We start from the raw sequence: 26,349 nt of genomic DNA on the forward strand, positions 1-26,349 counted from the left end.
AACGAGCATGGTCCATTCACCCGCCGCCGAAGCAGCCGCGATCGCGCTGAATCGCTTCGGCCTCGGCGCGCGCGCGGACGATCCGCCCGTCGGCGATCCCCGCGCGTGGCTGCTCGCGCAGTTCGACCGCTACGAGGCCGCGCCCGCCGCATGGGCGGGCCAGCCCGGGTCCGCCGCGCTCGCCGGCACTTACGCGCAAACGCGCCGGGAGGTCGTCCGCGCGCGCGCCGCCGCGAACGGGACGGCCAGCGCCGTGCCGGCGCTGGCGGCGTCGCCGGCCGAGGTCGACCCGGCGATGCAGGAAGCCCGCAAGATGCTGCGCGACGAGGTCGTCACGCGCTACCGGTCCGATGTCGACGCGCGCGTGAACAGCGCGCTGACCGCGCCGGCGCCGTTCGTCGAACGGCTCGTCCATTTCTGGGCGAATCACTTCGCCGTGTCGACCGAGAAGCCGCAGGTCGCGATGCTGGCCGGCGCCTTCGAGGTGGAGGCGATTCGCCCGCACGTGCTCGGCCGTTTCGAGGACATGCTGGTGGCCGTCGAACGCCACCCCGCGATGCAGTTCTTCCTCGACCAGGCCGGATCGGTCGGCCCCGACAGCGCTGCCGCGCTGCGCGCGGAGCAGCGCAATCCGGAGCGCAAGCGCGGGCTGAACGAGAATCTCGCGCGCGAGATCATGGAGCTGCACACGCTCGGCGTGCGCAGCGGCTACACCCAGCAGGACGTGACGGAGTTCGCGCGCGCGCTGACCGGCTGGAGCGTGGCCGCCGCGCAGGGGCCGCAGCGGATGGCCGCGCCGCCCGGCACGTTCGTGTTCCGCCCCGCGCTGCACGAGCCCGGCGCGCGCACGGTGATGGGCCGCGCCTACGACCAGCCCGGCGAGCAGCAGGCGCGCGCGATCCTGCACGATCTGGCGGTCGCGCCCGCCACCGCCCGGCACGTGGCGGGCAAGCTCGCGCAGCATTTCGTCGCCGATCGCCCGCCGCCCGCGCTGGTCGACCGGCTCGCCGCCGCGTTCACGAAGAGCGGCGGCGATCTGCCGACCGTCTACCGGACGCTCGTCGAGTCGTCCGACGCATGGTCGCCGGTGCCCGCCAAGTTCAAGACGCCGTGGGACTGGGCCGTCTCGTCGCTGCGCGGCCTCGGCTGGCGCGACCTCGGCAGCCTGCAGGCGGCGCCGCTGCTGACGCAACTGGGCCAGCCGGTCTGGCGGCCCGGCTCGCCGGCCGGCTACGACGACATCGCCGCGAGCTGGGCCGCGCCCGACGCGCTGGTGCGTCGAGTCGAAGTCGCGCAGCGCCTCGCCGCGCGCGCGGGCGGCGACGTCGATCCCCGCCGGCTCGGCCAGCGGCTGCTCGCGGGCACCCTCGGCGCGCCGACCGAGCAGGCGGTGTCCCGCGCCGAGAGCACGACGACCGCGCTCGCGCTCCTGCTGGTGTCGCCGGATTTTCAACGGAGATGAACACGATGATTTCCCGCCGCCGTTTCATTCGCGTCGCCGCCGCCGGCGCCGGCGCGCTGCTCGTCGCGCCGCGCATCGCATTCGCCAGCGCCGCGACCGAGCGCCGCTTCGTGTTCGTGATCCAGCGCGGCGCCGCCGACGGGCTGAACATCGTCGTCCCGTATGCGGAGCCGGCCTACGCGTCGCTGCGCGGCGCGCTCGCCGTCGACGTATCGAATGCCGCGAAGCTCGACGGCAGCTTTGCGCTGCACCCGTCGCTCGCGGAGACCGCGAAGCTGTACGCCGCGCGTCAGGCGCTGTTCGTGCATGCGATCGCGTCGCCGTATCGCGACCGTTCTCACTTCGACGGCCAGAACGTGCTGGAGACGGGCGGCACGGCGCCGTACCAGGTGAAGGACGGCTGGCTGAACCGGCTCGTCGGCCTGCTGCCGCCTGCGCGCGCGAATGCGATCGCGTTCGCGCCGACCGTGCCGGCCGCGTTGAGGGGCCGTGTCGAGGTGGCGTCGTATGCGCCGTCGGGGCTGCCGGCCGCGCCGGACGACCTGCTCACGCGCGTGACCGAACTGTACGGACACGACGCGCAGTTGCGGCCGATCTGGGACGAGGCGATGGCCGCGCGCGGTCTGGCCGGCGATGCGCGCGCGCGCCAGGATCCGGCGGGGCTCGGCAAGTTCGCCGCGAACTTCCTGTCGCGCGACGACGGGCCGCGGATCGCGATGATCGAGACGGGCGGATGGGACACCCACAGCGCGCAGAACCCGCGCCTTGCGGCGCAGCTGAAGGCGCTGGACACGCTGCTCGCGGCGCTGCGCGACGGGCTCGGACCGGTGTGGGACCGGACGACGGTACTGGTCGCCACCGAGTTCGGCCGCACGGCCGCGGCGAACGGCACGGGCGGCACCGATCACGGCACGGCGTCGGCCGCGATGCTGATCGGCGGCGCGGTTGCCGGCGGGCGCGTGATCGCGGACTGGCCGGGGCTGCGTCCCGGCGATCTGTACGAGGCACGCGACCTGAAGCCCACGGCGTCGCTGGATGCGCTGATCGCCGGCGCGGCGAGCGAGAGCCTCGGGCTCGATCCGCAGCGCACGGCTGCCGCGCTGTTCGCGCAAGCGGGGCCGCCGCCGCGCGCGATGAGCGGGCTGATCCGGACGTGACGCCGCGGCGCATCGACCTGCCTTCGGCCGCACGAGATGACGCGAACGATTTTCCATTGCATCACCACAACCCAAAAAACAGGGAGAACACGATGAGAACGAAACTGCACCTGCGTACCGCGACGCTCGCGGCCGCGCTGGCCGCCACGCTGTCGGCATGCGTCGTCGAACCGGCCCGTCCGCCGCAGCCCGCGCCGATCATCGAGGAAGTGCCGATCGCGCCGGGACCGGCGTATCACTGGGTCAAGGGGCATTACCGCTGGGAAGGCAATCACTGGGGCTGGGTGCGGGGGCATTGGGCGCCGGGGTATTGACGCGCGGGTCGCGGTCCGGCGGTCCGGCGAAAGGATCGCCGCGGCTGGCGCGTGCGACCGGCGCCGCCGCGACGGCAGGACCGGCGGTTTCGCGGCGCGCGCCATGACGCGCGGATGCGAAGCCGCGTTGCTCCGCGCCGGCGTGGAGCCGGTCGCGCGCGGCGCGTGAACGCGGCGTCTCGGCCGCGTCTCGGCCGATAGAAAAGCCGGGGCCGGACGAGGCCGGAGAGCGGGTGAAGGTGCTGCCCGCTCTCCGGCCTTGCGTCGTGGCGGAGGGCGGCGACGGGGCGTGCGCCGTCGAAGGCCGGGCTTTCGTTGCGCGAAGTCCGTCAGGCCGATTCACGCCGCTCAATGTGTGACGAGTAAAAGGGGATTCAGGTGGGCGGGACGAATTGATGGATGCCTATACGCTGGTCGGGCTCGCGTGCCTGGCGGTCATCGTCATGGGCGACTGGCTGGTTTCCCTGTTCCTGAGCAAACGCGGGGCGCCCGATGCCGACGTTCCATCCCCGCGCCGCCATCCGGCCGAGTCGCGACCTGCGCGCGACGGCGAACCGTTCGATGCGTCCGAACCGGCGCGACACGGAACGCGGCCTCGCGAGTGCGCGCCGTCCGATCCGGAGCCCCCGCCGCCTCGCGTGTCCGGCGACGCGTAGCGAGCGCAGCCGCGTCGCGGCGAGTGGGTCGATCCGCTTCCCGGGCGGCGCCGCGAGGCGGCAACGCGCATCGGCCGAACGACGTGGCGCGCCCGCCGCGCCGCGATGCTTCGGCCATGCCGACAGGTTTTCGCGCGATCCGTCCGCGCGGGGCATGCGCTCTTGTTAAATCCATGCATTGGCGCTGCATCTTGTCGGCTCGCCTCGCCGCTTCCGGGCGCAGGCGAATGCCCGACCCCCTTCATCCGCTCAACAGAAAGGTCCCGCTTGCATGAATCCCTCTTCCATATCGCGTCCATCGAGTCCGTCGAGCGTCGCGCGAACCGATACGCCGCGGCCGCTGTCGCCGGCGGACAATCAGCGCGCGACGTCGTTGCGGGGCAGCCATGCCCACATCGATCTGCAACCGCGCGTCGCCGGGGCGGGGGCGGCACAGGCGGTTTTCAAGCCCCGGCTCGGCAAGTTGCCCGGCGCGTCGCCCGCGCAGTCGGCTCATCTGGCCAGTTCGGTGGAGGGGTATCGCGCGCTGGCCGCGAAGATCGACTTCAAGCCGGAAACCGTTGAAGACAACCTCGCTGAACTGGGGCACCTTGTGGAGAATTTCACCGGCTTCCTCGAGAGCGAGGGGAAGCTCAAGATGGTCGACCGGAACGCCTTGGCCAGGCACTTTGCCCGGGACCAGGTGCAGGGTGACGAGGACAAGCAGGCGGAGCTCAATGCGCTTGAGCACGGGTCGCCCGAGAGGGCGCAGCGTGAGGGGGCGATGCTTGACGCCGAAGAGAAAACCGCCGCCGCTTACATCGCGACGACGAATTCGCTGGGTTTCACCGCGTCCCACCTGAAGGGCGAGATCTATGCGGCCAACGAAGACGGCGGCGCGCATTACGCTCGCCACGAAGTGCTGCACCTGCTGTCGGCCGAGGCGGGAAAGACCCGGATACAGGCGCACAACAACAACCTGAACGAGGCCGTCACCGAGACGATCACCCGCCTGATCGAGCGGCAGCGCGGTATCCCGGACGAAGGCGGCGCCTACAGCCACGCGTATCCGGCGATGACCGAGGTGCTGATGAAGACCGCCGATTCCGATGCGAGCATCAAGGCGGGGATGTTGAGCGCGTACGTGCATGACAAGGGGACGGAGGCGATGATCGCGCCGATGGCGGCGCGCTGGGTCGCGCGCGATGAGGCGCTGCCTGACACGCACCGTGCGCCGAGGGCGAGAAATACGCCGGCTCCCGCCATATCGCCGGCTGCCGGCGCAGCGCGGGCAGCCGGAATTCCGCCCGCGCCTCCTGGGGCACCGCCCGCGCCTCCTGGGGCGCCGCCCGCGCCTCCTGGGGCACCGCCCGCGCCTCCTGGGGCACCGCCCGCGCCTCCTGGAGCGCCGCCCGCGCCTCCTGGGGCGCCGCCCGCGCCTCCTGGAGCGCCGTCTGCTCCCCCTGGAGCACCGTCTGCTGGTCCCGGAGCGCCGCCGGCCCCCGGCACACCGCTCGCCCCCAAGGTACGGCTGGCGCCCGATCCGGAGAAAGCCGCGGAGCAGATGCTCAGGCAACTCGCCACGGTGACCGGCGAGCTGGGCGGCAAGCCCGCGCTGAGCGAGTTCCTGCACAAGCCCGAGGGCGAGTCGATCAAGCGGAATCTGGACAAGCTGGGGAAGTGTCTCGGCGTCGAGTACAGCTAGCCCGCTCGTCCGATCGCATCGGACGCATGGCCCGGCACGCCCGGGCTCGATTCGCTTCGAGCCGGGCCGCCGCCCGCTTGCGCCGCGCGCGTCGTCGGACGGGACGCGAACCGCCGCGCGTGTTCCGTCCGACTCCGCTCAACGCCGCTGCAACACCCCGCGCATCGACGCGATGTCGTCCGGCGAGCGCTCGCCCGCGGCGGCCCGCGCCGCATGCTTGCGGCCCGACTCCGTCGCGCGCGCATGCGCGGCTTGCGGATCGTTGGCGAGCCCGATCTCGATCCGGCGCGCGATCAGACTTTCGATCGCGTAACGCGCTTCGCCGCGCCGCATGCCCAGATCGCGCATCAGCCGGTACGCGCTGCCCAGGTCGGGATCGCGGTCGATCGCGTCGCGCAGCGCGCGTTTCTTGCGCGACATCGACGCATCCTTCACGTGGATCGCCGCATGAAACGCGTGCAGCTTCTCCTGCCCGTCGCCCGCGAACCGGTCGACGCTGCGGTCGATGATCCGCAACGCATGCTCGACAGTCTGGTCCGCCATGCGGTTCTTGTTCGACGAGGACTTCTCCTCGTTGATCAGGCGGCCGGGAAAGAGCTTGCCGAACAGCTTCCGGTCCGCCTCGATCCGTCCGTTGTCGCGCAGCACGGCATGGACGCCCGCGACGGCTTCCTCGGGGGCGTCGGCGGGGATCGTGGCGGGGTCGAGCCGCATGCGCGCGGACCGCTCGTTGCTGTCGATCTCGCGCGCCTTGTCGTTGCGCAGCCGCTGCTTCAGGCCGCGCACGCCCTTGCCGACGTCGAGCGCATTCACGACGCCGAGCGCGAAGCCCGCCTGTTTCGCCGCGATCGCGCCCGCCGCGCCGGGCGCGATCGCGAGCCCGTGCGTGCCGGCGATCAGCGCGGCCCCCGACGCGATGCCGAGCACGTTCCGGCCCAGTTCGTAGGCGGCCCGATTCATCCGCTTGCCGGCGACCTCGTCCCTCACGTACAGCGTCAGCAGCACGTCCTTCGCATGCGCGCTTTCGTTCGCCAGCGCGGGATCGTCGCTGGCCGCGAGCTTCATCACCTTGGCGAGGTCGTAGCGGAACGCGCCCTTGCGGTCGCGCGTGAGGATCAACGTGTCCAGGCGCGGCTTCGCGCGGCTGCCGGCCGCGTTGCGAAACGCATCGACATCCGCGTTCAGCATCGCGTTCAGGTGGCGGTCGTAGCGCCGGTGCTTCTGCCACGACGCGGCGGCCGCATGGCCGTTGAGGCCCGCGCCGAGCACTTCGTGAGCGAGCCCCGCCGCGGTGCTGCCGATCCCGAACTGCGCGGCGGCTATCCCGGACTGGCCGGCGCCGCCGGCGTTGAGCGCGGGGGCGAGCGGACGATAGCCGTTGGCCTCGACCACGGTGAAGCCCGCCTTGCCGCGATCGAATGCCTGACCGGGCTGGCGGTCGGGCTCCGGGGCGAGAAACAGCGCGGGCTCCGGCGGAGGGGGCGTGGCGGCGGCCGGCGCGGCGCGCGGCGCGGCGGGGGGAAGGGTCAGCGCCGCGCGGGTGACGGCGGTGCGGTCGATGTGGGGAATCCCGCTGAACCAGTCCGAGGTGTCGGGCCGCACGGCCGGCAGGCGGGGCGGCGTGCCGCCCGCCGCGCTGCGCAGCGGCGTGTTCGGGAGCGTGCCGAGGGCGTGCCGGCGCACCGGCGCCGGCTGCCCGGGCGTCGGCGCGCCGGGTTCGTCGCGCTCGGCGGCGCGCAGGGTGGGGGACGACGGCGAGCGCGGGATGGATCGGGTCATGCGCACCTCTTTCCTGAACGGGTTGAGTAAGACGGGAGCGCGGCGGCATCGGCGTCGGCCGGCCCGCTCATCGCTGCGCGAGTTTCCTGATCTGCTGCCCGAATCCGGCGAGCGAGATCTGTCCGCTCATTTCGGTGACGAAGCTGCCGGCGAGCAGCGCGACGATCAGGACCGCCACCGCGCCCTTGACCGGCTGGCTGATCGACATCACGTCGAATTTCTGCGCGGATTTGGCGACGAACGCGAGACCGACGTCGATCAGCAGCAGCATCACCATCACCGGCGTCGCAAGCCGCGCGACCATGTCCATCAACTGGTCGAGCCGGGCCTGCGCGAATGCTTCGAGCAGCGGCGCGGGAATCGGATCGAAGCTCGCGAGCGGCCACCACGCATACGACTCGTACAGCGCGCCGAGCAGGAACATCATGCCGCCCAGCATCCAGAACGACGCGACCGCGAGCTGGCTCAGCAGCGTCGCCATCAGCGACGACTGCGCGCCCGAGCCGGGGTTCTGCATCTGCACGTTGTTGAAACCCGCGAGATCGTCGATGTAGGTGCCGATGCCTTCCGCCGCCCAGAACACGGTCGACGCCGCGATGCCGAGCACGAGCCCGATCAGTACCTCCTTGGCACAGACCGCGAGCAGGAACGCGCCGTGCAGCTGCGGCAGCAGCGCTTGCTGACCGAACGCGACGAACAGGCACCAGACCGCGGCCGCGCCGTTGCGGATCGAGCCCTTGAGCACGCTGTCGGCGGTCGGCGGAAAAATCGTCATCAGGACGAGCAGCCGCGTGCTCGACATCGCGAGCAGGGTGATGAAGCCGATGAACTCGTCGCCCAGGTGCTGCAGCGGAAAGACCTCGAAGCTGGTCATGCCTGCGCCTCCGCCCGGACGGAGGCGAGGCGGCGCGCGAGCACCCCTTCCTCGATCTCCTCGTCCTGCGCATCCTCGGCGGCCGCTTCGGCGGCGCGTTCGAGCCGCCGGATGCGTGCGCGCACCACGTCGATCTGCGCGTCGTTGCGGGCAATCCGGCGCGCGGTGTCGGCGAGCCGGTCGGTGCGGGTCTGCAGCGCGGCGCGCAGCCGCGCGCACTGCGCGTCGGCGAGCACCTGCTCGTCGAGCAGTGTGTCGCGGTAGCGCCGGCACGCGGCGTAGTCGGCCAGCGCGAACGGCGTGCCGCCCGAGGCCAGCGCGTCGATCCGGGCGGCATAGCGCTGCGTGGCGTCCCGCTTGGCCTGTGCGTGGGCCTCGCCGTCGGCCAGTTCGGCGGCGGCCGCCGCCTCGTCGGCGCGCTGCTCGGTCTGTTCCGCGCGCAGCGCGGCGCCGCGCTGTTCGCGGCGCGCGATCAGCAGTTCGAAACCGCGTTGTTGTCGATTTTTCATTGGACGAGATCGTGCAGCGCGGCGAGCGTGGCGTCGGGCGCCATGTATTCGTCGGTGCGCTGGTTGAGAAAGGCGCGGATCCGGTCGATCTTCGCGACCGCCTCGTCGGCCGCCGGATCGCTGCCCGCCTGGTATTCGCCGAGCTGCAGCAGCGTCTCGATCTCGCGATGCTTCGCGAGCAGCTGACGCAGCCGTCCGGCCGCGCCGACGTGTTCGCGCGTCGTCACCTGCGGCATGATGCGCGACAGGCTGGCGAGCACGTCGATCGCCGGATACTGGTTGTGCGCGGCGATCTCGCGCGACAGGATGATGTGGCCGTCCAGGATGCCGCGCACTTCCTCCGCGATCGGATCGCTGCCGGAGTCGTCCTCGGCGAGCACGGTGTAGAGCGCGGTGATCGAGCCGTGCTCGCCCATGCCGGTGCGTTCGAGCAGGCGCGGCAGCTCGGCGAATACGGACGGCGGAAAGCCGCGCCGCGCGGGCGGCTCGCCGGCGGCGAGGCCGATCTCGCGGCCGGCGCGCGCGAAGCGCGTCAGCGAATCCATCATGAGCAGCACGCGCTTGCCCTGGTCGCGGAAATACTCGGCGATCGCGGTGGCCGCATACGCGGCCTTCGCGCGCTCGATCGACGAGCGGTCCGACGTCGCGCAGACCACGACCGAGCGGGCCATCCCGTCCTCGCCCATGATCAGCTCGACGAATTCGCGCACTTCGCGGCCGCGCTCGCCGATCAGCGCGATCACGTTGACGTCGCACGACGCGCCGCGCGCGAACATGCCGAGCAGCGTGCTCTTGCCGACGCCCGCCGGCGCGAAGATCCCCATCCGCTGGCCCTCGCCGAGCGTGATGAGGCCGTCGACGATCCGCACGCCGGTGGAGAGCGACGCGTCCACCATCCGGCGCGACATCGGGTTCGGCGGCGGCGCGAGCACAGGGCGCAGCGTGTCGCATTCGAGCGGACCGCGTCCGTCGATCGGTTCGCCGAAACTGTCGATCACGCGGCCGAGGATGCCGTGGCCGACCTTCACCGACAGCGGCCGGCGCAGCCCGATCACGCGGGTGCTGCGGTTGATCTCGCCGAGCGCGCCGAACGGCGACAGCAATGCGACGTTGCGCGTGAAGCCGACGACTTCCGCGTGCTGGAGCAGGGCGCCGGACGGGCTGCGCAGCTCGCACAGCTCGCCGAGCGTCACTTCGAGCCCGACCACGCGCAGCAGCGTGCCGATCACTTCGAGCACCTTGCCCGTCATGCTGACGGCGGAATCGATCGAAAGCCGCGCGGCCATCGCATCGGCGACGCGGGACAGGTCGGTCAGCGCGTTCATGGCCGCTCCGCTTCGTCGAGCGCGCGGGCGAGGGTCGCCCGGATCGCGTTCAGTTGGGTGTCGAGGCTCGCGTCGACGGTGCCGAAATCCGATTCGCACAGGCAGGTGCCGGGCGCGACGCGCGGCTCGACGATCACGTCGATCGGCACGTTGCGGCCCTGCCTGCGCCACGCGTCGGCGAGCTGGCCGAACTGCTCGCGGGCGACGTCGTAGTCGGCATCGCACACCCGCACGGTCAGATAGCTCGCATCGGCGACGACGCGCTCGACGGTCTCCGCCGCGCGGGCGAACAGGCCGCGCGCGTCCTCGGTCCGCACCATCTGCTGGACCGCCGCCGCGACCAGCTCGGCGAGCCGCTCGCGCATGCCGTCGCGCACGCGGCGCTCCTGCTCGAACGCGTCGGCGGCCTGCGCGTGCCAGTCGGCCAGCGCCTGCGCGCGCCCGGCGTCGTAGCCGCGCGCGAACGCGCTGTCGTGTTCGGCGCGGGCGGCGTCGAGCAGCGCGTCGGCGGCGGCGCGGGCGTCGGCGTCGATCCGTTCGGCGGCTTCGCGCGCCGCGCGCAGGATACCGTCGCGCTCGGCGGCGAGCGCGTCGAGCGCGGTGTCCAGTTCCGCGACCGTCTCGAACGCGTCGCGCCGCAGCACGCCATGCGGCGCGTCGAGGCAGAGATCGTCGGCGAGCGGGATCTGTCGGTGTTTCAGCCAAACAACCATGTCCACTCCGGATACTGCGAAGGCAGATGGGCGAGCAGCAGCGCGCCCTGCGCGTCGTCGCCGGCGCGCTCGAGCCATGCAGGACGAGCGGCGTCGCGCGGCAGCGCGAGCCGCACGGTCCGCATCGGGCCCGAGGCGGACCACAGCCGCTCGCGTTCGAAGCGGCACCAGCCTTCCCACGCCACCTCGTCGCCGGACAGCTGCGCGAGCGGCGTCAGCGGTTCGCGCCGGTCGACGTCGCGCGCCCTCGGCGCGTCGGGCAGCGCGGCCAGCATGCGGCCGGCATCGGCGCCGACCCAGTCGGCCAGACGCGCGCGGCTCGCGCGATCGATCCAGTGCCGCAGCTCGGCGCGCCGCGCGAGCAGCGCCCGCAGTCTCAGGACTCGCAGCGCGTCGGCGACGGGCAGCACGGCGAGCCGGTCGGCGGGCGCGTCGAAGCCGTCGAGCGGCGGCGGCACCTGGCCGAGCGTGCGCAGCAGCAGTTGCGAGCAGCACGCGCGCAGCGCGGGCGCATGCGTGTGCATCGCCTCGACCAGCGGCGCGAGCGCGCCTTGCCAGCTGGCGTGCACCCAGTCGGCGGCGTGCCGCAGGTTCGCGTCGTAGCCCGCGAGCCACGCGGCCCGCTGGCTGACGCCGGGCGTCGGCAGGCCCGTGGCCGTCATGATGCGGCGCCCGTCGGTTCCGCGCCGCGCGCGCGGCCCGGCGGCGTGCCCGCGTCCGGCGCCGCGCGGCGGCGTTTGCGCCACCACAGCGCGCCGCCCGACGCCGCGAGCGCGAGCGCCGCGAGGACGGCGGCGAGCGCGCCGAGCAGCGGCAGGCCGCCGGATTTCGCATTCGCCTGCGGCGCGGTCGACACCAGATCGACCGGGTCGGCGGCGACGGACGTGACGCTGACTTCGTCGTAGGTCAGCCCCTCGACGCTGTGGACGACGAGGTTCTTGATCTGCGGCGTGAGCGTCGCGAGGTTCGCGTTGGGCCGGTACTTGATGAACACCGATGCCGACGACGGTTTCGTCACCTGCGCGAGCGGATCGTTGTGCGGCAGCACGATATGCACGCGCGCGATGACCACGCCGTCGATCTTCGACAACGTGTTCGACAGCTCCTGCGACACGCCGTAGATGAAGCGCACGCGCTCCTCGGTCGGCGTCGACACCAGACCGTCCTTCTTGAACAGATCGCCGAGATCGTCGTAGCGGGCGGCGGGCAGGCCGCGCGCGCGCAGCACTTCCATCGCCCGGACGATCTGCTTGTCGTCGACCGTTAGGGTCCAGCTCTTGCCGCCGTCGGGGGTTTTCTTCTGCGCGTCGACGCCGTTTTGCAGCAGCGCGGCCATCATTTCGTTGCAGTCGCGCTCGGCGAGGCCGCCGTACAGTTCCTGCTGGCAGCCGGCCAGCAGCGCGGCGCACAGCAGCAGCGCGCCCAGGCCGGCGATGCGGCCGCCGCGCGGGCCGGGGGACGGGGAACGGGTCGGCTTCATGTCACTGGTTCTTCATCAGTGAGCCGACGGCGTCCTTCGCCGAGGTGACGACGCCCATCTTCGCCTGCAGGTCGATCTGCATCGCGGCGGCTTCGGCCGATGCCTGCAGCGATGCCGCGAGCATCTGGTTCATCGACATCTCCTGCGCATGCAAGCCCAGGTATTCGACGTTGTTCAGCACCTTGCGCATCTGCGCGTCGGAGCTTTCGACGAGCTTCGAGATCGCGGTCGTCTCCTGCGCGTGCGCGACGGGCGGCGTCGGCGTCGAGTGCGCCATCAGCGCCTGGAAGCGGTCGGCGACCTGCGCGGGCACGTCCGATGCGGCCGGCGCGGCGGCCGCGTCGGAGAACGCGGCGTCGAGCGCGCGGGCGAGATCGGGGGCGGGGTGGATGGGATTCATGGGGATGCTCCTCGCGTCAGAGACGCAGATATTGCTGCTGCGCATACGCGGCCTGAGGATCGAAGGCGGCGGCCGGCGCGGCGGTGCCTTCGCCGGTTTCCGCGACCGATGCGGGCAGCTCCCAGACGCCCGTGCGTTCCGCGTGTTCCTTCGCGAGCAGCACGTCGTTCTGCCGTTCGAGCGCGCGCACCAGCGCGATCGCCTGCGCGGGGCCGCCCGCCGCGAGCACTTCGTCCGCGCTCAGCCGCCACGCGGGATCGCGTCTGGCGTGCAGCGCGAGCGTGAGCAGCGCCTTGCCGTAGGTCGCATTGGTCGAGCCGCTCGCGATGTCCGAGAAGGCCCGCACCGCATCGTCCCAGTTGCCGAGCGCGATGTGCAGCATGCCGTCGAACATGTCGGCGGCGGGCAACTGCGGCGCGAGCACGCGCAGCGCGTCGATCAGCATGCCGATGTCGTACGGGTCGGCGGCCGGGCCGTCGAGCGCGCCGCCGAGTGCGAGGTTGGTGGCGTCGATCAGACCGTTCAGTGCGGCTTGGTTGCATCGCAGATAGGTCGGCCGGGATTCGTCCATGGTGTGCGCTCCGTGTGGCCGCAGCTGCGGCGCTAGGGGTGGAAGGGGGAAACCGCTTGGGCTGCAAGTTAGCAGCGCGGTGCGGCCGATGGACGGCGGATGCGAAGCGCGCGCGCCGCAGGCGAAGCGCCGCGCGCGCTTCGCGCCGGGCGGCGCGGCTTCGGGTCCGGCCGGGCCCGCCGCGCGCCGCGGCGCTAACGTGTGCCCGTTTCCGACTATCGATACGGACGGGCGGCCATGGCCGACGCAGAAGACAAGACCGAAGAGCCTTCCGAGCAGAAGCTCAAGAAGGTGCGCGAGAAGGGCCAGGTCGCGAAGAGCAAGGATGTCGGCGACACGGTGTCGCTCGGCGTGGTGATCGGCGTGCTGGCGATGGGCGAGACGCTGCTCGGCGGCGGGCTGCAGCAGGTCGTGCGGACCGCGCTCGATTTCGTGGCCGGCGACCGCTCGCCGCATGCCGCGCAGACCGCGCTGTACGACCTCGGCGCGAGCGCCGTGCAGATGACGCTGCCGTTCGCGGCGGGCGCGATTCTCGCGGGCGTGGTGTCGCAGGCGCCGCAGGCGGGGTTTCTCATCACCATGGAAACGGTGATGCCGAAGCTCGACGCGATCAGTCCGATGGCCGGCCTGAAGCGCATCTTCTCGCTGAAGGCGCTGCTCGACCTGGCGAAGACGATCATCAAGGCGGTGGTGCTGCTGTGCGTGGTGTGGAAGACGGTGTCGTCGCTGTTTCCGCTCGTCATCCAGGGCATCTACGAAGCGGCGCCGCAGCTGTCGCGCGTGATGTGGACCGTGCTGATGAAGCTGCTCTACACGGTGCTGCTGGTGATGACGGTGCTGGCCGCCGCCGACTACAAGATCGCGAAGGTGATGTTCATCCGGCAGAACCGGATGGGCAAGGAGGAAGTGAAGCGCGAGCACAAGGAATCCGACGGCGATCCGCACACCAAGGGCGAGCGCCGCCGGCTCGCGCAGGAGTTCGCGACGACCGCGGCACCCCGCCAGCGGGTCGGGCAGGCGAACGTGCTGGTCGTGAATCCGACCCACTATGCGGTCGCGATCCGCTACGCGCCCGAGGAGCACCCGTTGCCGCGCGTGATCGAGAAGGCCGTCGACGACGGCGCGCTCGCGCTGCGCCGCCACGCGCATGCGCTCGGCGTGCCGATCGTCGGCAATCCGCCCGTGGCGCGGGCGCTGTACCGGATCGAACGCGACGGCGCGATTCCCGAGGAACTGTTCGAAACGGTGGCCGCGATCCTGCGCTGGGTCGAGGCGATCGCCGGCGCGCGCGCCGGCGCCGGTGTCAACGCCGTCGCGGCCGTCGCTTCTTCCACATCAACGTCCGCGAGGTCCGCATGACGATCAAAACCCTCAAACTCCCCGCCGGCGGCGAGGTCGGCATCGCGGCGCTGGTCGTCGCGATCGTGTCGCTGATGATCCTGCCGCTGCCGCCCGAAGTGATCGACGTGCTGCTCGGCATCAACATCGCGATCAGCGTGACCCTGCTGATGGTGACGATGTACATCGGCAGCATCGTGTCGCTGTCGGTGTTTCCTTCGGTGCTGCTGTTCACGACGCTGTACCGGCTGTCGCTGAACATCGCGTCGACCAAATCGATCCTGCTGCACGCGAACGCGGGCGACATCATCGAGAGCTTCGGCGAGCTGGTGGTGGGCGGCAATCTGGTGGTCGGCCTGGTGGTGTTCCTGATCATCACGACCGTGCAGTTCATCGTGATCGCGAAGGGGTCGGAGCGGGTCGCGGAAGTCGGCGCGCGCTTCACGCTCGACGCGATGCCGGGCAAGCAGATGAGCATCGACGCCGATCTGCGCGCGAACATCCTGACGCCCGACGAGGCCCGCCGCAAGCGCGCGACGCTCGCGAAGGAGAGCCAGCTGCACGGCGGGATGGACGGTGCGATGAAGTTCGTCAAGGGCGACGCGATCGCGGGGCTCATCATCACGCTCGTCAACATCGTCGCCGGCATCGCGATCGGCGTGATGTACCACGGCATGACGGCGGGCGAGGCGGCGAACCGCTTCTCGATCCTGTCGATCGGCGACGCGATGGTGTCGCAGATTCCGTCGCTGCTGATCTCGGTCGCGGCGGGGGTGATGATCACGCGCGTCGGCGACGATCACGACGACGCCGAAGGCGCGTCGCTCGGGTCGGAAATCGCGCGGCAAATGGGTAGCAGCTATCGCGCGCTGTACTTCGCGTCCGTGCTGCTGCTCGGCTTCGCGGCGGTGCCGGGCTTCCCGGCGGCGCTGTTCCTGCTGCTGTCCGGCATCCTCGCGTTTACCGGCTACCGTCTGCAGAAGGGCCGGCGCCGCACCACGGCGCGCGGCGAGCCGGTGATCGCGCTGCAGCGCGCCGGCGCGAAAAGCAGCACGCCGACGATCCTGCCGCGCGCGCCGCTCTTCACCTGCGCGATCGGGGTGCGGGTCGCGCCCGATCTGGTCGCGCGTCTCGTACCCGCCGCGCTCGACCGGGCATTCGACGAGGAGCGCGCGAAGCTGCAGGAGGAGCAGGGCCTGCCGTTTCCCGGCATCACGCTGTGGACGAGCGCGGCGCTGCCCGCGTCCACCTGCGAGGTGCTGATGCGCGACGTGCCGCAGAGCCGCGTCGAGCTGCCGGCCGATCAGACCATGCTGCCCGACGCGGCGGCCGATCCGGCGCTCGCCGGCCGCTGCACGAAGCGCGGCCCGGCGGGCGGGTTCGCCGAAAGCTACTGGATCGACGACAAGGCGGTGCCGGCCGACGCGCGCGCATGGCGGGCCGAACAAGTGATCGCGCACGAGACGATCGCGCTGCTCCGGCGCAACGCGCACCTGTTTCTCGGCATCCAGGAAACGCAATGGATCCTCGATCAGCTGGGCGTCGACTACCCCGGCCTCGTCGCGGAAGTGCAAAAGGCGCTGCCGACCCAGCGGATCGCCGACGTGCTGCGCCGCCTGCTCGAGGAGCACATCCCGATCCGCAACGCGCGCGACATCATGGAAAGCCTGATCGCTTGGGGGCCGAAGGAGAAGGACATGCTGATGCTCGCGGAATACGTGCGCGGCGACCTGTCGCGCTATCTCGCGTATCGCGCGGCGCGCGGCGAGAGGCAGCTGTCCGCCGTGCTGCTCGACCTGCCCGTCGAGCAGCACATCCGGCAATCGATCAAGCAGACCCCGGCAGGTAATTTCCTGGCGCTGCCGCCCGAGCAGGTGCGCTATCTGGTCGACAGCGTCGCCTCGTTCGTCGGCGAGGCGCCGCGTGACGACGTGGTGCTGGTCACGTCGATGGACGTGCGCCGCTACACCCGGCGCATGATCGAAGCCCGGCTCGGCTGGCTGCCCGTGTATTCGTACCAGGAGCTGGGCGATCAGGTCGAACTGCAGCCGCTCGGCCGTGTGACGATGTGAGCGCGCGGACCATGAGCGGAACCGAACTGCGGCCGGTGCGGATCATCGCGGGTGAAAGCGCGGGCGAGGCGGGCACCGCGCCGGCCGCGCGCGCGGCACGGCGCGGCATCGACTATGCGCAGCTGATGCGGCGCTCGCGCGCCGTGCCGGCGGCCGACCGCGCGGCGACGGACCGCGACGGCCGCGCGGGCGCGCCTCCTTCGCGCGGCGAGGCGTTCGCGCCGCTCGCGCGCGATGCGGCGGCGCTGCCGGAGGCCGTCGAGCGGGAAGTGATGGCGCGCGCGTGCGAAGGCTCGGGCGCCTTCGTCAATCAAGTGTTCGCGCAGCGCGAGCGGATGGTGCGGGTCGCCGAGGCGCTGGCGAGCGAGATCGCCCCGCTGTGCGGCGACGAGCTGGCCGGCCAGTGGGATCTCAGCCTGCCGCTCGATCCCGCGCTGTTGCCGGACACCGTCCTGCATCTGGTTCTTTCGCGTTTCGACCTGCGGCTTCGGTTCGACACGTCGGACGCGGCGACGCGGCACTTACTCTGTTCCCATGGCGCGACGCTGCATGCGCGGCTCGATACGCTGCTGTCGCATCAAGGCGTGTCGCGCACGATCGAGATCGACGTCGCATGAACGCCGCCCGCCCGACCTGACCGACTGTGACGATGGACGCACTGCTTACCGATTCCGAATCCGAATCCGCTCGCGAGCCCGCCCGCGCCGAGCCGGCGGCACCGCGCGTCGATGCCGCGCTGCCGCTGCCCGCGTGGACCGCGCGCGATGCGGCGCTGGCCCGCCTGCAGGCGGACGCGCGATTGCCGGCCTGGCTCGCGCGCTTCCCGATGTTGTCGGACTGGCGGGCGACGACGGAGGACCGGCCGGTATTCGAGCGGCCGGGGCTGCTCGACTTGCGATTCAACGGCGCGACCGCGCGGATCGCGATTGATCTGGCCGCGTTTCCCGCGCTCGCCGTCGTCGCCGCGCCGGCGGGCGATACGCACGGCGACGCCAGCCTGTCGCTGCGCACGGCGCTGGCGTCGGCGCTGCTCGCGCCGCTGCGCGCGGCATTCGCGGCGGCGGGGCTCGCGGACGTCACCGTCGGCGGGCTGCGTGCCGCGAACGCCGCGTCGTTCGAAACCGCGCGCTGCGTGCTGTCGTTCGCGCTGGACGCGCAACCGGTGCGCTGCGTGCTGGTCGACGTGGAGACGCCGTGGATCGACGCGCTCGCGGCCCGGCTGCGCGGCGAGGCGGCGCGCGGCGCGGGCGCGGCGGCACGCGTGCCGTTGCCGGGCCGGGTGCGGCTCGGCACGCGCCTGCTGCCGCTCGACGTCGTGCGCGGACTGCAGCCGGGCGACGTGCTGCTCGGCGCCGCGCCGGCCGGATTCGGTCTCGCGCCGGGTTCGCCGCTGCCCGCGTGGTGGGGCGCGCGGCGCGCGACCCAATGGCACACCAGGGTTCTGATTGAGGGTTCAACAATGATGATTACCGAAATGCCCGATACCGCCGACGATCTCGACCAGCCGGTCGTGGCCGACGATCCGCCGGAACCCGCCGACCTCGGCGCGCTCGACCTGCCCGTGCACATCGAGATCGACACGCTGTCGCTCGCGGTGGCCGAACTGGCCGCGCTGCGGCCCGGCTACGTGCTCGAGCTGCCGCTGCCGGCGCGCGCGGTGCCGGTGCGGCTGGTCGCGTACGGCCAGCTGATCGGCGGCGGCGAACTGGTCGCGGTCGGCGCGCATCTCGGCGTGCGGATCAACCGGATGGCGGGCGACGATGGTTCAGTTTAACGACATCACCGGCCTGCTGATCGCCGTGCTCGTGATGAGCATGGTGCCGTTCATCGCGATGGTGGTCACGTCGTACGCGAAGATCGTCGTCGTGCTCGGGCTGCTGCGCAACGCGCTCGGCGTGCAGCAGGTGCCGCCCAACATGGTGCTGAACGGCATCGCGATCCTGGTGTCGCTGTACATCATGGCGCCGATCGGATTCGCCGCGCAGCAGCAGCTGCAGGGGCAGGCGCTGTCGCCGGAGCCCACGCAGGCGATGCTGCAGGCATTCGGCGCGGCGAAGGAGCCGTTCCGCAAGTTCCTCGCCGCGCATTCGCGCGAGCGGGAAAAGCGCTTCTTCCTGCGCTCCGCGTCGGTGGTGTGGCCGAAGGCCGCGGCGGACCAGCTGCGCGTCGACGACCTGATCGTGCTCGCGCCCGCCTTCACGCTCGCGCAGATGACCGATGCGTTCCGGATCGGCTTCATCCTCTACATCGCCTTCATCATCGTCGACCTCGTGATCGCGAACGTGCTGATGTCGATGGGGATGAACCAGCTGCAGCCGACCAACGTGTCGATCCCGTTCAAGCTGATGCTGTTCGTCGTGATGGACGGCTGGTCGACGCTGGTGCACGGCCTCGTGCTCACTTATTCATGATTTCGCGGGGAATGACGCTATGGAAATCGACGACCTGATCCGGCTGACGTCGCAGGGCATGATGATGTGCCTGTACATCTCGCTGCCGGTGGTGATGGTGGCGGCGCTGTCCGGCCTGACCATCTCGTTCGTGCAGGCGATCACGTCGCTGCAGGAGCAGAGCATCTCGTACGGCGTGAAGCTGGTGGCCGTCACGGTGACGGTGGCGATCGCCGGGCCGTGGGCCGCGTCGCAGATTCTGCATTTCGCGCAGCAGCTGATGTCGGCGGCGGTGCCGTCGTGAACCGCGTCGTCCGCCTCGCGACTCCGATCGCGCACGCGCCGAAACCCGATCCCCGCCGCCGCAAGCCGGTACGCGCGCGCATGGCGACGACCTACGGCCGCTATGCGACGCGCTTCACCTATTCGAACGGTTTCCAGGCGAATGCGACGGCCGCGCGCAACCAGATGCTGAACAAGCTGAAGCCGCGCCCGAAGGTGGCCGCGGCCTCGACCCGGCGCCGCCGCCGCGCGGACAGCCAGACCGAGACGGCGGATACCGGCGAGGACACGCTGGTGCAGCACGCGCACGTCGCGCCGCACGACGAACCGGACCGTCAGGGCGGCGGGCAGGGCGGCCGGCAGCAGCGCAACCGGGACGACCGCGAGGACGAAGCCGCGCCGCTAGCCGAACTGCCGCGCGTGCGCGCGGCGCGCGGCCGTCCGGCGCCCGCGCCCGCTCAGCGGGCGCTGCGCTCGACGGTCGAGGGACTGGCCGATGCGAGCGAGCGGGAGCGCGCGCTGCGGCATCTGTGGGCCGATTCGCTGCTGCGGCTCGGGCGGCGGCTCGAAGCCGACCCGGCCGCGCGGATCACGCCCGCGCTGCTGGGCCACGGCGCGGATCTGCTGGCGGCGCGGCTGCGCGCGGGACCCTGCACGCCGATCGGCTGGGAGGGCGTGAAGCAGTTGCTGCTCGACGCGACGCGCGATGCCGCCGCCGCGCCGCGCGAAGCGCGCGGCGCCTCGGGCGAACGTGCGCGCGCTCATTTTCTGCTGCTGCCCTTGATGGTCTTCAACGCGGAGCGTCCGTCCACGACGGCCCAGCTCGAACGCGCGTTCGCGAGCGTCGAGACGCTGCGCGGCGGCGTGTCGACCGTGCGCGGCGGGCAGTCGTGAACGGCGGGCCGCGCGCGATGCTTCGCAAACGTGGCGGCGGATTCGCATGCGGCCCCGGTCCGGCAAGCGATGCGCACTATTCTGACTGCATGACGAACCGACACCGCCCGAACGCAACGACCCGCACGGGATTCTGCCCGCGCAGCGATTCGCTCCGGCGCAACGACGTACCCGATACAAGGAGCCGTTCATGAAATTGCTGCGCATCCTGACCGGCCTGCACGCCGGCGCGGAAATCGCGCTCGATGCCGGCGAACACCGGATCGGCGCCGGCGAGGACGCGGCGATTCGCATTACCGACTGGCGCGACGGCGACCTGCTGCTGACGATCGACATGCAGGGCGTGGTCAGCGCGCGGCGCGCCGCGCCCGTCGCGCCGGAAGCCGCCGACGATCCGTTCGATGCCGACGGTTCGACGCTGCTGCTGCTCGATTTCGTGCCGGTGCCGTTCGGCGAGACGGCGCTGTGCGTCGGGCCGGCGAACGGCGCGTGGCCCAGCGATCTCGACCTGCTCGCGACGCTGTGGGCGCCGCCGCCCGGCGCCGATGCGGCGCGGCGCGGCGCGCAGCGCAAGCTCGCGGTCTGCGCGGCGGCGGGCGGCGCGCTCGTCGCGGGCCTGCTCGCCACCGGCGCGATGCTGGCGAGCGCGCATTCGAGCCCGCCGCCGCCGCCCGAGACCGTGGATGCGCTGGCGAAGCGGGTGGGCGTGGAATTGCGGCGGGCGGGCTACGAGGAACTGAGCGTCGCGCCGCGCGGCGCGATGGTGGCGGTCACGGGCATGGTGTCGAGCCCGGCCGACGATCTGGCGGCGCGCAAGCTGCTCGACCGGCTCGCGGCGGGCCGCGCCGAACGCCAGTACGACGTGGCGCAGGACGATGCGCAGAGCATCGGCGAGTCGCTCGGCGTCGCGGGCGCGACGGTCGCCTATGCGGGCCAGGGGCGGTTCCGCGTGTCGGGCACGGTGCCGAACGTCGCGCAGCTGAACGCGGCGATCGAGCGGGTGCGCGCGGACGTCGGGCCGAACGTGCGGGCGATCGACGTCGACGCGCGCCAGTCCGGCGACGCGCCGGTGCCGGTCGCGTACTCGGGGATGCTCGAGATCGGCGACGTGCGCTACATCGAGACGCCGGACGGCGTGAAGCATGTGTTCGCGGGCGCGTCGCCGGACGGCGCGTCCGACCTCAACTGACGATGGACGGGAGAAACGGCATGTACGAAGCACTGGAACGGGTAGCGGGCGATTTCGGCTCGCTCGAGAAGACGCTCGCGGCACCCGACGCGGCATCGCGGATCAAGTCGATCCGCGATGCGCTCGGCGAGACCGCCGAACGGGTGAGCGCGGCCACCGCGCAGGCGGCGAGCGACTACGACCGCGACGCGATGCAGAAGATCTACCGCGGCCTGCTGGCGGCGCAGCGCATCGTGCTGACGCTGCACGAGGAGCGCGTGGCGGCCGCCTAGCCGCGCCAAGTTTCGCCGCGCTGCGCGGGCGACGGACGAATCGGACCGGCCGGCAAGGCACGGCCGGTCCGGTCGGCGCCGCGCGCAGCGGGGCAAAAAAACGGCGGGCCGCGATGCGCGGCGGCGCCGGACCTTTGTCAACGCGTGGATGCACGCACTATCTGGAGAGTGATCATGGGAGCAATTGCAGGACTGGCAGGCGGCGCTGATGCGATCGCCAGCATGACGGCATCGATGAATTCGGGCATCGCGATGTCGAATGCGGCAACGCAGATGCAAATGAAGATGTCGGAAACGAACACGAAGAACGAAGTGATGAAGCAGGCCGTGAAGATGCTGGCCGACGCGGCGAAACCGCCGCAATAAGCCGGCTGCTGCTCGGCATCGTGTTGGGCAGCCGGCGCCTGTGCGCCGGCTGCATCGTTTTGGATGTCGGATACCAGGGTGGGACTGTCATGAGTTGGGAACGTTATGTGCAGGTCGTCGCGGAGGTATGCGAGGTCGTCGATTTGCCGGACGTCGACTACGTGCTCGAGACGCGCTCGATCGACGTCGAGGGTTTCGATGTCCGGATCGAGCATTTCGAGGAAGACCCGGAATCGATGTATGTGAATTTTCACTACGGGATCGTCAGCGCGGGACGGACGCTGGCGGTGTACCGGCTGCTGCTCGAGGCGAACCTGCTGATCTACGCGCAGGACCAGGCCCAGCTCGGGATCGACGCCGACACGGGCGGCATCGTGCTGCTGATGCGGCTGCCGCTCACCCCGGACGTGACGGGCGAAACGGTGGCCGACCTGTTCTCGCACTACGCCGAACATGGCCGCTACTGGCGGCAGAACATCATCGAGTCGGGCGACGAGATGTTCGAGGGCATCGCGTCCGGCGAATATTTCTGGTTGCGGGTGTAGCGGACGCCCCGCCGGACGGCGCGGACCAATCGTAACGGATCGTCACAAATTGCTGCGTGAACCCGGCTTGGACGAGACCATGGCGGCACGCATTCACGCACGGCCCCGGGCAGACAGCCCGGGCGCCCGGTGCGTGGATCGAGCTTGATTCCTTTGTCTTCGAACCCGCTTGCCGAGAGGATCCGCCATGTTTTCGACACTCTATTTCGCCGCCGCCGCCGCGCTCGCCAACCCGTCGTCGCACGACGCTTACGCGGGCCGCGTGTTCGACGGCCGCTTCGCCGAAGCGGCCGCGCTCGTCGCCGCGCGCTGCGACGGCGAGCCGGGCGGCCCCGTCGCCGACCTGCGCGACGTTCAGGCCTACGCCGACATCCAGCTCGTGCTCGGCCGTGTCGAGGAAGCGGAGGAAACCTTCCGCCGCGCGCAGAAGCTGCTGCGCGACTCGCGCGATCTGGCGCGGGTGATGACCTGCCGCAACGCCAGCTGGCAGGCCTTCTTCCAAAACCGTTTCGGCGTGGCGCAGGCCGGCTTCCAGCGGATCGCCGACGACCGGGCGGCCGACGCCGGCCAGAAGCTCGAGAGTCTGCTCGGCATGTGCGTCGTCATGCATCACCTCGGCCGCGCGGACGCCGCGATGTCGGCGCTCGACGTGCTCGACGCCGCCGCGCGCGACGCCGATCCGCGCTGGCTGCCGCTCGCGGGCGCATTGCGCGCCGACCTGCTGCTGCAATACCAGATCGGCTGCGCCGATGCGCTCGACGATCACGTGTACTGGCGCTCGGTGCTGGCCGACCTGCCGCCCGCGGCATTCGCCGACGCCGGCGCGGCCGCCGACGGCGATGCGCTGCCGCTGCTGCGGATGCGTGTCGACTACATGCGGCAGGTGCGCCGGCTGGCCGCCGGCGATCACGCGGCGCTTGCGCGCATCGACGTGCATGTCGACTGGTGCGCGAAGGGCGGCATCGGCGACTACCAGCGCAGCGTGCGGCTCGAAGTGGCGCTTGCCGCGCTCGCCGGCCATGCGCCGAACGTCGCCGATACGATGATCGCGCCGTACCGCGATGCCGCGACGCGCTGCGGCTCGCATGTGCGCTGGACGCTCGACTATCTGTACTGCGCGGCGAAGGTGCGCGAGCAGCAGGGACGGATGCGCGAATCGTCGTCGCTGTACGGCCGCTATGCGCTCGCTTCCGTCCGGCACGTGCGCTCCGACGGCGCGGCACTGGCGCCCGCGCTGGCGATCGCGCGCTGCGGCACCCACGCGGCCGCGCCGAGCGACGACGTGAGCGCGCGGCTGCCCGGCAAGTATCGGCGCGCGTATCGCTATCTGATGGAACGGCTCGATCAGCACGACCTGTCGGTGCGCGACGTGGCCGCCCATATCGACGTGACCGAACGCGCGCTGCAGGCGGCGTTCAAGGCGCATCTCGGCCTGTCGCCGAGCGAGTTGATCCGCCGCCAGCGGATGGAACGGATTCGCGGCGAGCTGATGTCGGACGCGCCGCGCGCGGAAAGCGTGCTGGAGATCGCGAGCCGCTGGGGAATCCAGCATCGTTCGACGCTCGTGAACGGCTATCGGCGGATGTTCGACGAAGCGCCGTCGGAGACTTTCGCTCGTTGAGCGGGAAGGCGAACGGCGGCGGGAGGGGGGGGCTTCGGGCGGCATGTCCCGCTTTGTCGGGCGCGCTGTGTGCGCATGTTGTCCGTCGCTTGTCGTTGCGCCGGGGGCACGCGTATCGTCGAACGGCTGATCGGGCGAGCGGTCGATGTCAGTCATCGGCAACCGGAAGATGCCGCTGCCGCCACGATTCTTTTCACGTTTGCGTTCGATCGCCGCGATTCGGATCGGCAACTTGATCTCCGGCGAGAACTTGCCCGTGAACGGCCGCCATTCGGACGACGCGCGCGGTCACGCCGGCGGGCCGTCACGCTCACGAAGCGCTCAGGATTGCGCCGGTCGCACCGAAAAGCGCCCTTTGAAGCTGGGCCGTCGTTTTGCGCGGAAAGCGGCGACGCCTTCGACGAAATCGGCACTTCGATACGCCTGCCGGCGTAGTTCCGCAATGTGCGCCAGCGCGTCGTCGGACAGCATGGACGGATCGCACAGCATGCGGAGTTGCGCTTTGACCGCGGCGATCGCCAACGGCGCTTTCTCCGCGATTCCCGACGCCAGTTCCATGGTTTGCGCAACGAGCGCCTCGGCCGGCACCCATCGATTGACGATTCCGAGCCGGAACGCGTCGGTTGCGCCGATCGGCGCGGCGGTAAAAAACATCTCCTTCACCGCGCCGATCGACAGGCGTTCAGCGAAATGCAGCAAACCACGGGTGTTGTAGGGCAGACCGATGTTCGCCGGCGTCATCGCGAAGCGGGCGCTGTCGTCGGCAATCACGATGTCGCAACACATGACGATCTCTACCGCGCCGCCGAACACGGCGCCTTGCACCATCGCAATGACGGGAAAGGCGCAGTTGCGCAGCGCATCGATCGCGGTTTCCAGCGCACTGCCGGAGGCCAGCGGATCGCTGCCGTCGAGCGGAAGCGCGTCGATGTCGTGACCTGACGACCAGATGGCCGAGCCCGCCGACGAACGCAGCACCATGGCCCGGACATCGCGTTGCATGCAGTCGCGACAGGCCGCGGCGATCATGCCGAGCAGGCTGGCGTTCAACGCATTGCGTTTCTTCGGATGGGAGAAGGTCAGCACGGCGACATGGCCCAGGAAGGCGACGTCGAGGCGAGCGTCGCCGGCGTCGCCGGTTGAAGAGATCGGGCTGTTCATGAGCAATCCTTCTCCAGGGTAACGAATTCGCCGATGAGCCGGCTGCGGTCGGCATCCAGTTCGGGAGCCGGCGGGTACAGCAGCGCGTCGTCGACGCCGTCGATCTTGATGGGATTTCCCGCTACCCGGAACGCGCCCGCGCGGTCGCCGTCGACGGGAACGATCATGCGGCGTGCGGCCAGTTGAGCATCCGTCACGACATCGGACATGTCGTTGATCGGTCCGCACGGCACCCCCTCGGCGCGAAGCCGTTCGATCCACGCCTGCGCGGAGCGTGTCGCCAGCGTGATTTCCAGTTCTCGCGTCAATGCGTCGATGTGCCGGCGACGCAACGCATTGGTTCGATACAGCGCGTCATTCAGCAGATCCGGCCGCGCCAGCGCATGACACATTTTCGCGAACAGCGCATCGTTGGCGGCGGCGATGACGAGGTAGGCATCCGCCGCGCGAAACGCGCTGAACGGCGCGGCGGACGGGTGGCGCGACCCCTGCGCCTGGGGTACCACGCCGGTAGCCGCGTAGCCGGTCAGCGCATCCTCCAGGATCGCGATCTGACAATCGAGCATCGCGATATCGAGACGACGGCCGCGGCCGGTATGCGCGCGCTCGTACAGCGCGGCGCAAAGCCCGATCGCCAGATACAACCCGGCGGTGATGTCGCCGACCGATACGCCGACCCGCGTCGGAGCGCCTCCCGTCTGGCCGGTGAGGCTCATCAATCCGCTCATGGCCTGCACGACGATATCGTAGGCGGGCCGGTCGCGGTACGGACCGGTCTGGCCGAATCCGGACACGCTGCCGTAGATGAGGCGAGGGTAGCGCGCACGTATCGATTCCCAGTCGAGGCCGAAGCGTTGGAGTATTCCGGGCCGGAAGTTCTCCACCAGCACATCGGCGTCGCGCAGCAACGCGTGGAGGATGTCCCGTTCGGATGCCTGTTCGAGATCGATGGCGATGCTCTCCTTGCCGCAGTTCAGCGCTGTGAAGTACGTCGATTTCCCGCTCTGGAAAGGACCGAAGGCGCGCGCGTCGTCGCCCGTTTCCGGACGCTCCACCTTGATGACGCGGGCGCCGAGCTGGCGAAGGATCATCGTCGCGTACGGACCTGACAGCACGTGCGTCATGTCGACGACGGTGATTCCTTGAAGCAGCGGTTTCAGCTGCGCGGCAGTGCCGGATGTCATGACTGGCTCCTGGATGACTGGGGACGCATTCATCGTAGGCGTGTTCAATTGATCAATAAATATGGATAAATGGATATGTGTGATATGTTTTATTGATCAAATCAACGAGGC

At 70.7% G+C, this 26,349-nt stretch carries 27 protein-coding genes and 1 pseudogene; 17 read left to right on the forward strand and 11 right to left on the reverse strand.

Annotated elements, in window-relative coordinates:
• The first annotated feature begins 7 nt into the window (after positions 1–7).
• The 5 genes from RZR99_RS00550 to RZR99_RS00570 all read left to right on the forward strand — a co-directional run bounded on the left by RZR99_RS00550 (position 8) and on the right by RZR99_RS00570 (position 5,273).
• Entirely contained in the window at positions 8–1,462 is a 1,455-nt protein-coding gene (locus RZR99_RS00550) for a DUF1800 domain-containing protein (protein ID WP_323117770.1), read from the forward strand.
• On the forward strand, positions 1,459–2,619 hold the full coding sequence (locus tag RZR99_RS00555; protein ID WP_323117771.1) for a DUF1501 domain-containing protein: 1,161 nt from the start codon (positions 1,459–1,461) through the stop codon (positions 2,617–2,619). The genes RZR99_RS00550 and RZR99_RS00555 overlap by 4 nt, the downstream gene beginning before the upstream one ends.
• A gap of 92 nt (positions 2,620–2,711) precedes the next feature.
• Positions 2,712–2,933: a hypothetical protein gene (locus tag RZR99_RS00560; RefSeq protein WP_407655384.1), complete on the forward strand. Its 222-nt coding sequence runs from the start codon at positions 2,712–2,714 to the stop codon at positions 2,931–2,933.
• 395 nt (positions 2,934–3,328) lie between these two features.
• On the forward strand, positions 3,329–3,589 hold the full coding sequence (locus RZR99_RS00565) for a P-loop NTPase family protein (protein ID WP_323117772.1): 261 nt from the start codon (positions 3,329–3,331) through the stop codon (positions 3,587–3,589).
• Positions 3,590–3,860: 271 nt separating this feature from the next.
• Positions 3,861–5,273, forward strand: coding sequence for a hypothetical protein (locus RZR99_RS00570; RefSeq protein WP_323117773.1), 1,413 nt, complete (start codon positions 3,861–3,863; stop codon positions 5,271–5,273).
• A gap of 138 nt (positions 5,274–5,411) precedes the next feature.
• Here the strand turns inward: RZR99_RS00570 and RZR99_RS00575 are convergent, their stop codons facing one another.
• The 9 genes and pseudogenes from RZR99_RS00575 to RZR99_RS00615 all read right to left on the reverse strand — a co-directional run bounded on the left by RZR99_RS00575 (position 5,412) and on the right by RZR99_RS00615 (position 12,924).
• A complete protein-coding gene (locus tag RZR99_RS00575) occupies positions 5,412–7,052 on the reverse strand; it encodes a hypothetical protein (protein ID WP_323117774.1) in 1,641 nt (546 codons plus the stop codon).
• A 70-nt stretch (positions 7,053–7,122) separates the two neighbouring features.
• A pseudogene (gene sctT, locus RZR99_RS00580) lies at positions 7,123–7,926 on the reverse strand (type III secretion system export apparatus subunit SctT); the annotation flags it as partial.
• Positions 7,923–8,435, reverse strand: coding sequence for a type III secretion protein HrpB7 (locus tag RZR99_RS00585; RefSeq protein WP_323117775.1), 513 nt, complete (start codon positions 8,433–8,435; stop codon positions 7,923–7,925). The pseudogene sctT and the gene RZR99_RS00585, both read right to left, overlap by 4 nt.
• The gene (gene sctN, locus RZR99_RS00590) at positions 8,432–9,760 is read right to left on the reverse strand and encodes a type III secretion system ATPase SctN (RefSeq protein WP_323117776.1); all 1,329 of its coding nucleotides are present in this window, start codon (positions 9,758–9,760) and stop codon (positions 8,432–8,434) included. Before sctN ends, RZR99_RS00585 begins: the two co-directional genes overlap by 4 nt.
• Entirely contained in the window at positions 9,757–10,473 is a 717-nt protein-coding gene (gene sctL / locus RZR99_RS00595; protein ID WP_323117777.1) for a type III secretion system stator protein SctL, read from the reverse strand. Before sctL ends, sctN begins: the two co-directional genes overlap by 4 nt.
• Complete coding sequence (locus tag RZR99_RS00600; protein WP_323117778.1) at positions 10,458–11,135, reverse strand: type III secretion protein HrpB4; 678 nt, start codon at positions 11,133–11,135, stop codon at positions 10,458–10,460. Before RZR99_RS00600 ends, sctL begins: the two co-directional genes overlap by 16 nt.
• Positions 11,132–11,953 (reverse strand): type III secretion system inner membrane ring lipoprotein SctJ, encoded by an 822-nt coding sequence (gene sctJ, locus RZR99_RS00605; protein WP_323117779.1) that lies wholly within the window; start codon positions 11,951–11,953, stop codon positions 11,132–11,134. Before sctJ ends, RZR99_RS00600 begins: the two co-directional genes overlap by 4 nt.
• Before the next feature lies 1 nt (position 11,954).
• Positions 11,955–12,353 (reverse strand): type III secretion protein HrpB2, encoded by a 399-nt coding sequence (locus RZR99_RS00610; RefSeq protein ID WP_323117780.1) that lies wholly within the window; start codon positions 12,351–12,353, stop codon positions 11,955–11,957.
• Between the two features lie 16 nt (positions 12,354–12,369).
• Positions 12,370–12,924: an HrpB1 family type III secretion system apparatus protein gene (locus RZR99_RS00615; RefSeq protein ID WP_323117781.1), complete on the reverse strand. Its 555-nt coding sequence runs from the start codon at positions 12,922–12,924 to the stop codon at positions 12,370–12,372.
• A 237-nt stretch (positions 12,925–13,161) separates the two neighbouring features.
• Here RZR99_RS00615 and sctU point away from each other — a divergent pair, with 237 nt between their 5' ends.
• From sctU to RZR99_RS00675, 12 genes are all read left to right on the forward strand, one after another.
• Positions 13,162–14,283 carry a type III secretion system export apparatus subunit SctU gene (gene sctU / locus RZR99_RS00620; RefSeq protein WP_323117782.1) on the forward strand — a complete coding sequence of 374 codons (1,122 nt, stop codon included), beginning with the start codon at positions 13,162–13,164 and terminating at the stop codon, positions 14,281–14,283.
• Positions 14,280–16,334 carry a type III secretion system export apparatus subunit SctV gene (gene sctV, locus RZR99_RS00625; protein WP_323117783.1) on the forward strand — a complete coding sequence of 685 codons (2,055 nt, stop codon included), beginning with the start codon at positions 14,280–14,282 and terminating at the stop codon, positions 16,332–16,334. The genes sctU and sctV overlap by 4 nt, the downstream gene beginning before the upstream one ends.
• A gap of 11 nt (positions 16,335–16,345) precedes the next feature.
• Positions 16,346–16,951: a type III secretion system protein SctP gene (gene sctP, locus RZR99_RS00630; RefSeq protein WP_323117784.1), complete on the forward strand. Its 606-nt coding sequence runs from the start codon at positions 16,346–16,348 to the stop codon at positions 16,949–16,951.
• Positions 16,952–16,983: 32 nt separating this feature from the next.
• The gene (gene sctQ, locus RZR99_RS00635; RefSeq protein ID WP_323117785.1) at positions 16,984–18,108 is read left to right on the forward strand and encodes a type III secretion system cytoplasmic ring protein SctQ; all 1,125 of its coding nucleotides are present in this window, start codon (positions 16,984–16,986) and stop codon (positions 18,106–18,108) included.
• Positions 18,095–18,745 carry a type III secretion system export apparatus subunit SctR gene (gene sctR / locus RZR99_RS00640; RefSeq protein WP_323117786.1) on the forward strand — a complete coding sequence of 217 codons (651 nt, stop codon included), beginning with the start codon at positions 18,095–18,097 and terminating at the stop codon, positions 18,743–18,745. The genes sctQ and sctR overlap by 14 nt, the downstream gene beginning before the upstream one ends.
• Before the next feature lie 19 nt (positions 18,746–18,764).
• Positions 18,765–19,028 (forward strand): type III secretion system export apparatus subunit SctS, encoded by a 264-nt coding sequence (sctS, locus tag RZR99_RS00645; RefSeq protein ID WP_323117787.1) that lies wholly within the window; start codon positions 18,765–18,767, stop codon positions 19,026–19,028.
• 80 nt (positions 19,029–19,108) lie between these two features.
• Complete coding sequence (locus tag RZR99_RS00650; protein WP_323118017.1) at positions 19,109–19,900, forward strand: type III secretion system protein; 792 nt, start codon at positions 19,109–19,111, stop codon at positions 19,898–19,900.
• Between the two features lie 190 nt (positions 19,901–20,090).
• Positions 20,091–21,089, forward strand: coding sequence for an HrpD5 family protein (gene hrpD5 / locus RZR99_RS00655; protein WP_323117788.1), 999 nt, complete (start codon positions 20,091–20,093; stop codon positions 21,087–21,089).
• 20 nt (positions 21,090–21,109) lie between these two features.
• Positions 21,110–21,361, forward strand: coding sequence for a type III secretion protein (locus RZR99_RS00660; protein WP_323117789.1), 252 nt, complete (start codon positions 21,110–21,112; stop codon positions 21,359–21,361).
• A gap of 183 nt (positions 21,362–21,544) precedes the next feature.
• Positions 21,545–21,727 (forward strand): hypothetical protein, encoded by a 183-nt coding sequence (locus RZR99_RS00665; protein ID WP_323118018.1) that lies wholly within the window; start codon positions 21,545–21,547, stop codon positions 21,725–21,727.
• An 89-nt stretch (positions 21,728–21,816) separates the two neighbouring features.
• Positions 21,817–22,272, forward strand: coding sequence for a CesT family type III secretion system chaperone (locus RZR99_RS00670; protein WP_323117790.1), 456 nt, complete (start codon positions 21,817–21,819; stop codon positions 22,270–22,272).
• 187 nt (positions 22,273–22,459) lie between these two features.
• Positions 22,460–23,893, forward strand: a complete 1,434-nt coding sequence (locus tag RZR99_RS00675; protein ID WP_323117791.1) for a helix-turn-helix domain-containing protein — start codon at positions 22,460–22,462, stop codon at positions 23,891–23,893.
• Positions 23,894–24,214: 321 nt separating this feature from the next.
• On the opposite strand, the gene scpB is transcribed toward RZR99_RS00675, so the two are convergent.
• Positions 24,215–25,054: a methylmalonyl-CoA decarboxylase gene (scpB, locus tag RZR99_RS00680; protein ID WP_323117792.1), complete on the reverse strand. Its 840-nt coding sequence runs from the start codon at positions 25,052–25,054 to the stop codon at positions 24,215–24,217.
• Positions 25,051–26,238 carry a CaiB/BaiF CoA transferase family protein gene (locus RZR99_RS00685; RefSeq protein ID WP_323117793.1) on the reverse strand — a complete coding sequence of 396 codons (1,188 nt, stop codon included), beginning with the start codon at positions 26,236–26,238 and terminating at the stop codon, positions 25,051–25,053. Before RZR99_RS00685 ends, scpB begins: the two co-directional genes overlap by 4 nt.
• Between the last annotated feature and the right edge of the window lie 111 nt (positions 26,239–26,349).

Source organism: Burkholderia alba (assembly GCF_034721475.1).
GTDB lineage: Bacteria > Pseudomonadota > Gammaproteobacteria > Burkholderiales > Burkholderiaceae > Burkholderia > Burkholderia alba.

What these genes read in the sequence shown, in the direction of transcription:
- RZR99_RS00585 (WP_323117775.1), bottom strand. Translation starts at nt 8,435, where the DNA reads ATGAAAAATCGACAACAACGCGGTTTCGAACTGCTGATCGCGCGCCGC.
- RZR99_RS00615 (WP_323117781.1), bottom strand. Translation starts at nt 12,924, where the DNA reads ATGGACGAATCCCGGCCGACCTATCTGCGATGCAACCAAGCCGCACTG.
- RZR99_RS00565 (WP_323117772.1), top strand. Translation starts at nt 3,329, where the DNA reads ATGGATGCCTATACGCTGGTCGGGCTCGCGTGCCTGGCGGTCATCGTC.
- RZR99_RS00555 (WP_323117771.1), top strand. Translation starts at nt 1,459, where the DNA reads ATGAACACGATGATTTCCCGCCGCCGTTTCATTCGCGTCGCCGCCGCC.
- RZR99_RS00675 (WP_323117791.1), top strand. Translation starts at nt 22,460, where the DNA reads ATGTTTTCGACACTCTATTTCGCCGCCGCCGCCGCGCTCGCCAACCCG.
- RZR99_RS00570 (WP_323117773.1), top strand. Translation starts at nt 3,861, where the DNA reads ATGAATCCCTCTTCCATATCGCGTCCATCGAGTCCGTCGAGCGTCGCG.
- RZR99_RS00670 (WP_323117790.1), top strand. Translation starts at nt 21,817, where the DNA reads ATGAGTTGGGAACGTTATGTGCAGGTCGTCGCGGAGGTATGCGAGGTC.
- RZR99_RS00660 (WP_323117789.1), top strand. Translation starts at nt 21,110, where the DNA reads ATGTACGAAGCACTGGAACGGGTAGCGGGCGATTTCGGCTCGCTCGAG.
- RZR99_RS00560 (WP_407655384.1), top strand. Translation starts at nt 2,712, where the DNA reads ATGAGAACGAAACTGCACCTGCGTACCGCGACGCTCGCGGCCGCGCTG.
- RZR99_RS00575 (WP_323117774.1), bottom strand. Translation starts at nt 7,052, where the DNA reads ATGACCCGATCCATCCCGCGCTCGCCGTCGTCCCCCACCCTGCGCGCC.
- RZR99_RS00600 (WP_323117778.1), bottom strand. Translation starts at nt 11,135, where the DNA reads ATGACGGCCACGGGCCTGCCGACGCCCGGCGTCAGCCAGCGGGCCGCG.
- sctV (WP_323117783.1), top strand. Translation starts at nt 14,280, where the DNA reads ATGACGATCAAAACCCTCAAACTCCCCGCCGGCGGCGAGGTCGGCATC.
- sctU (WP_323117782.1), top strand. Translation starts at nt 13,162, where the DNA reads ATGGCCGACGCAGAAGACAAGACCGAAGAGCCTTCCGAGCAGAAGCTC.
- scpB (WP_323117792.1), bottom strand. Translation starts at nt 25,054, where the DNA reads ATGAACAGCCCGATCTCTTCAACCGGCGACGCCGGCGACGCTCGCCTC.
- sctQ (WP_323117785.1), top strand. Translation starts at nt 16,984, where the DNA reads ATGGACGCACTGCTTACCGATTCCGAATCCGAATCCGCTCGCGAGCCC.
- RZR99_RS00610 (WP_323117780.1), bottom strand. Translation starts at nt 12,353, where the DNA reads ATGAATCCCATCCACCCCGCCCCCGATCTCGCCCGCGCGCTCGACGCC.
- hrpD5 (WP_323117788.1), top strand. Translation starts at nt 20,091, where the DNA reads ATGAAATTGCTGCGCATCCTGACCGGCCTGCACGCCGGCGCGGAAATC.
- RZR99_RS00550 (WP_323117770.1), top strand. Translation starts at nt 8, where the DNA reads ATGGTCCATTCACCCGCCGCCGAAGCAGCCGCGATCGCGCTGAATCGC.
- sctN (WP_323117776.1), bottom strand. Translation starts at nt 9,760, where the DNA reads ATGAACGCGCTGACCGACCTGTCCCGCGTCGCCGATGCGATGGCCGCG.
- sctJ (WP_323117779.1), bottom strand. Translation starts at nt 11,953, where the DNA reads ATGAAGCCGACCCGTTCCCCGTCCCCCGGCCCGCGCGGCGGCCGCATC.
- sctR (WP_323117786.1), top strand. Translation starts at nt 18,095, where the DNA reads ATGGTTCAGTTTAACGACATCACCGGCCTGCTGATCGCCGTGCTCGTG.
- sctP (WP_323117784.1), top strand. Translation starts at nt 16,346, where the DNA reads ATGAGCGGAACCGAACTGCGGCCGGTGCGGATCATCGCGGGTGAAAGC.
- RZR99_RS00650 (WP_323118017.1), top strand. Translation starts at nt 19,109, where the DNA reads ATGGCGACGACCTACGGCCGCTATGCGACGCGCTTCACCTATTCGAAC.
- sctS (WP_323117787.1), top strand. Translation starts at nt 18,765, where the DNA reads ATGGAAATCGACGACCTGATCCGGCTGACGTCGCAGGGCATGATGATG.
- RZR99_RS00685 (WP_323117793.1), bottom strand. Translation starts at nt 26,238, where the DNA reads ATGACATCCGGCACTGCCGCGCAGCTGAAACCGCTGCTTCAAGGAATC.
- sctL (WP_323117777.1), bottom strand. Translation starts at nt 10,473, where the DNA reads ATGGTTGTTTGGCTGAAACACCGACAGATCCCGCTCGCCGACGATCTC.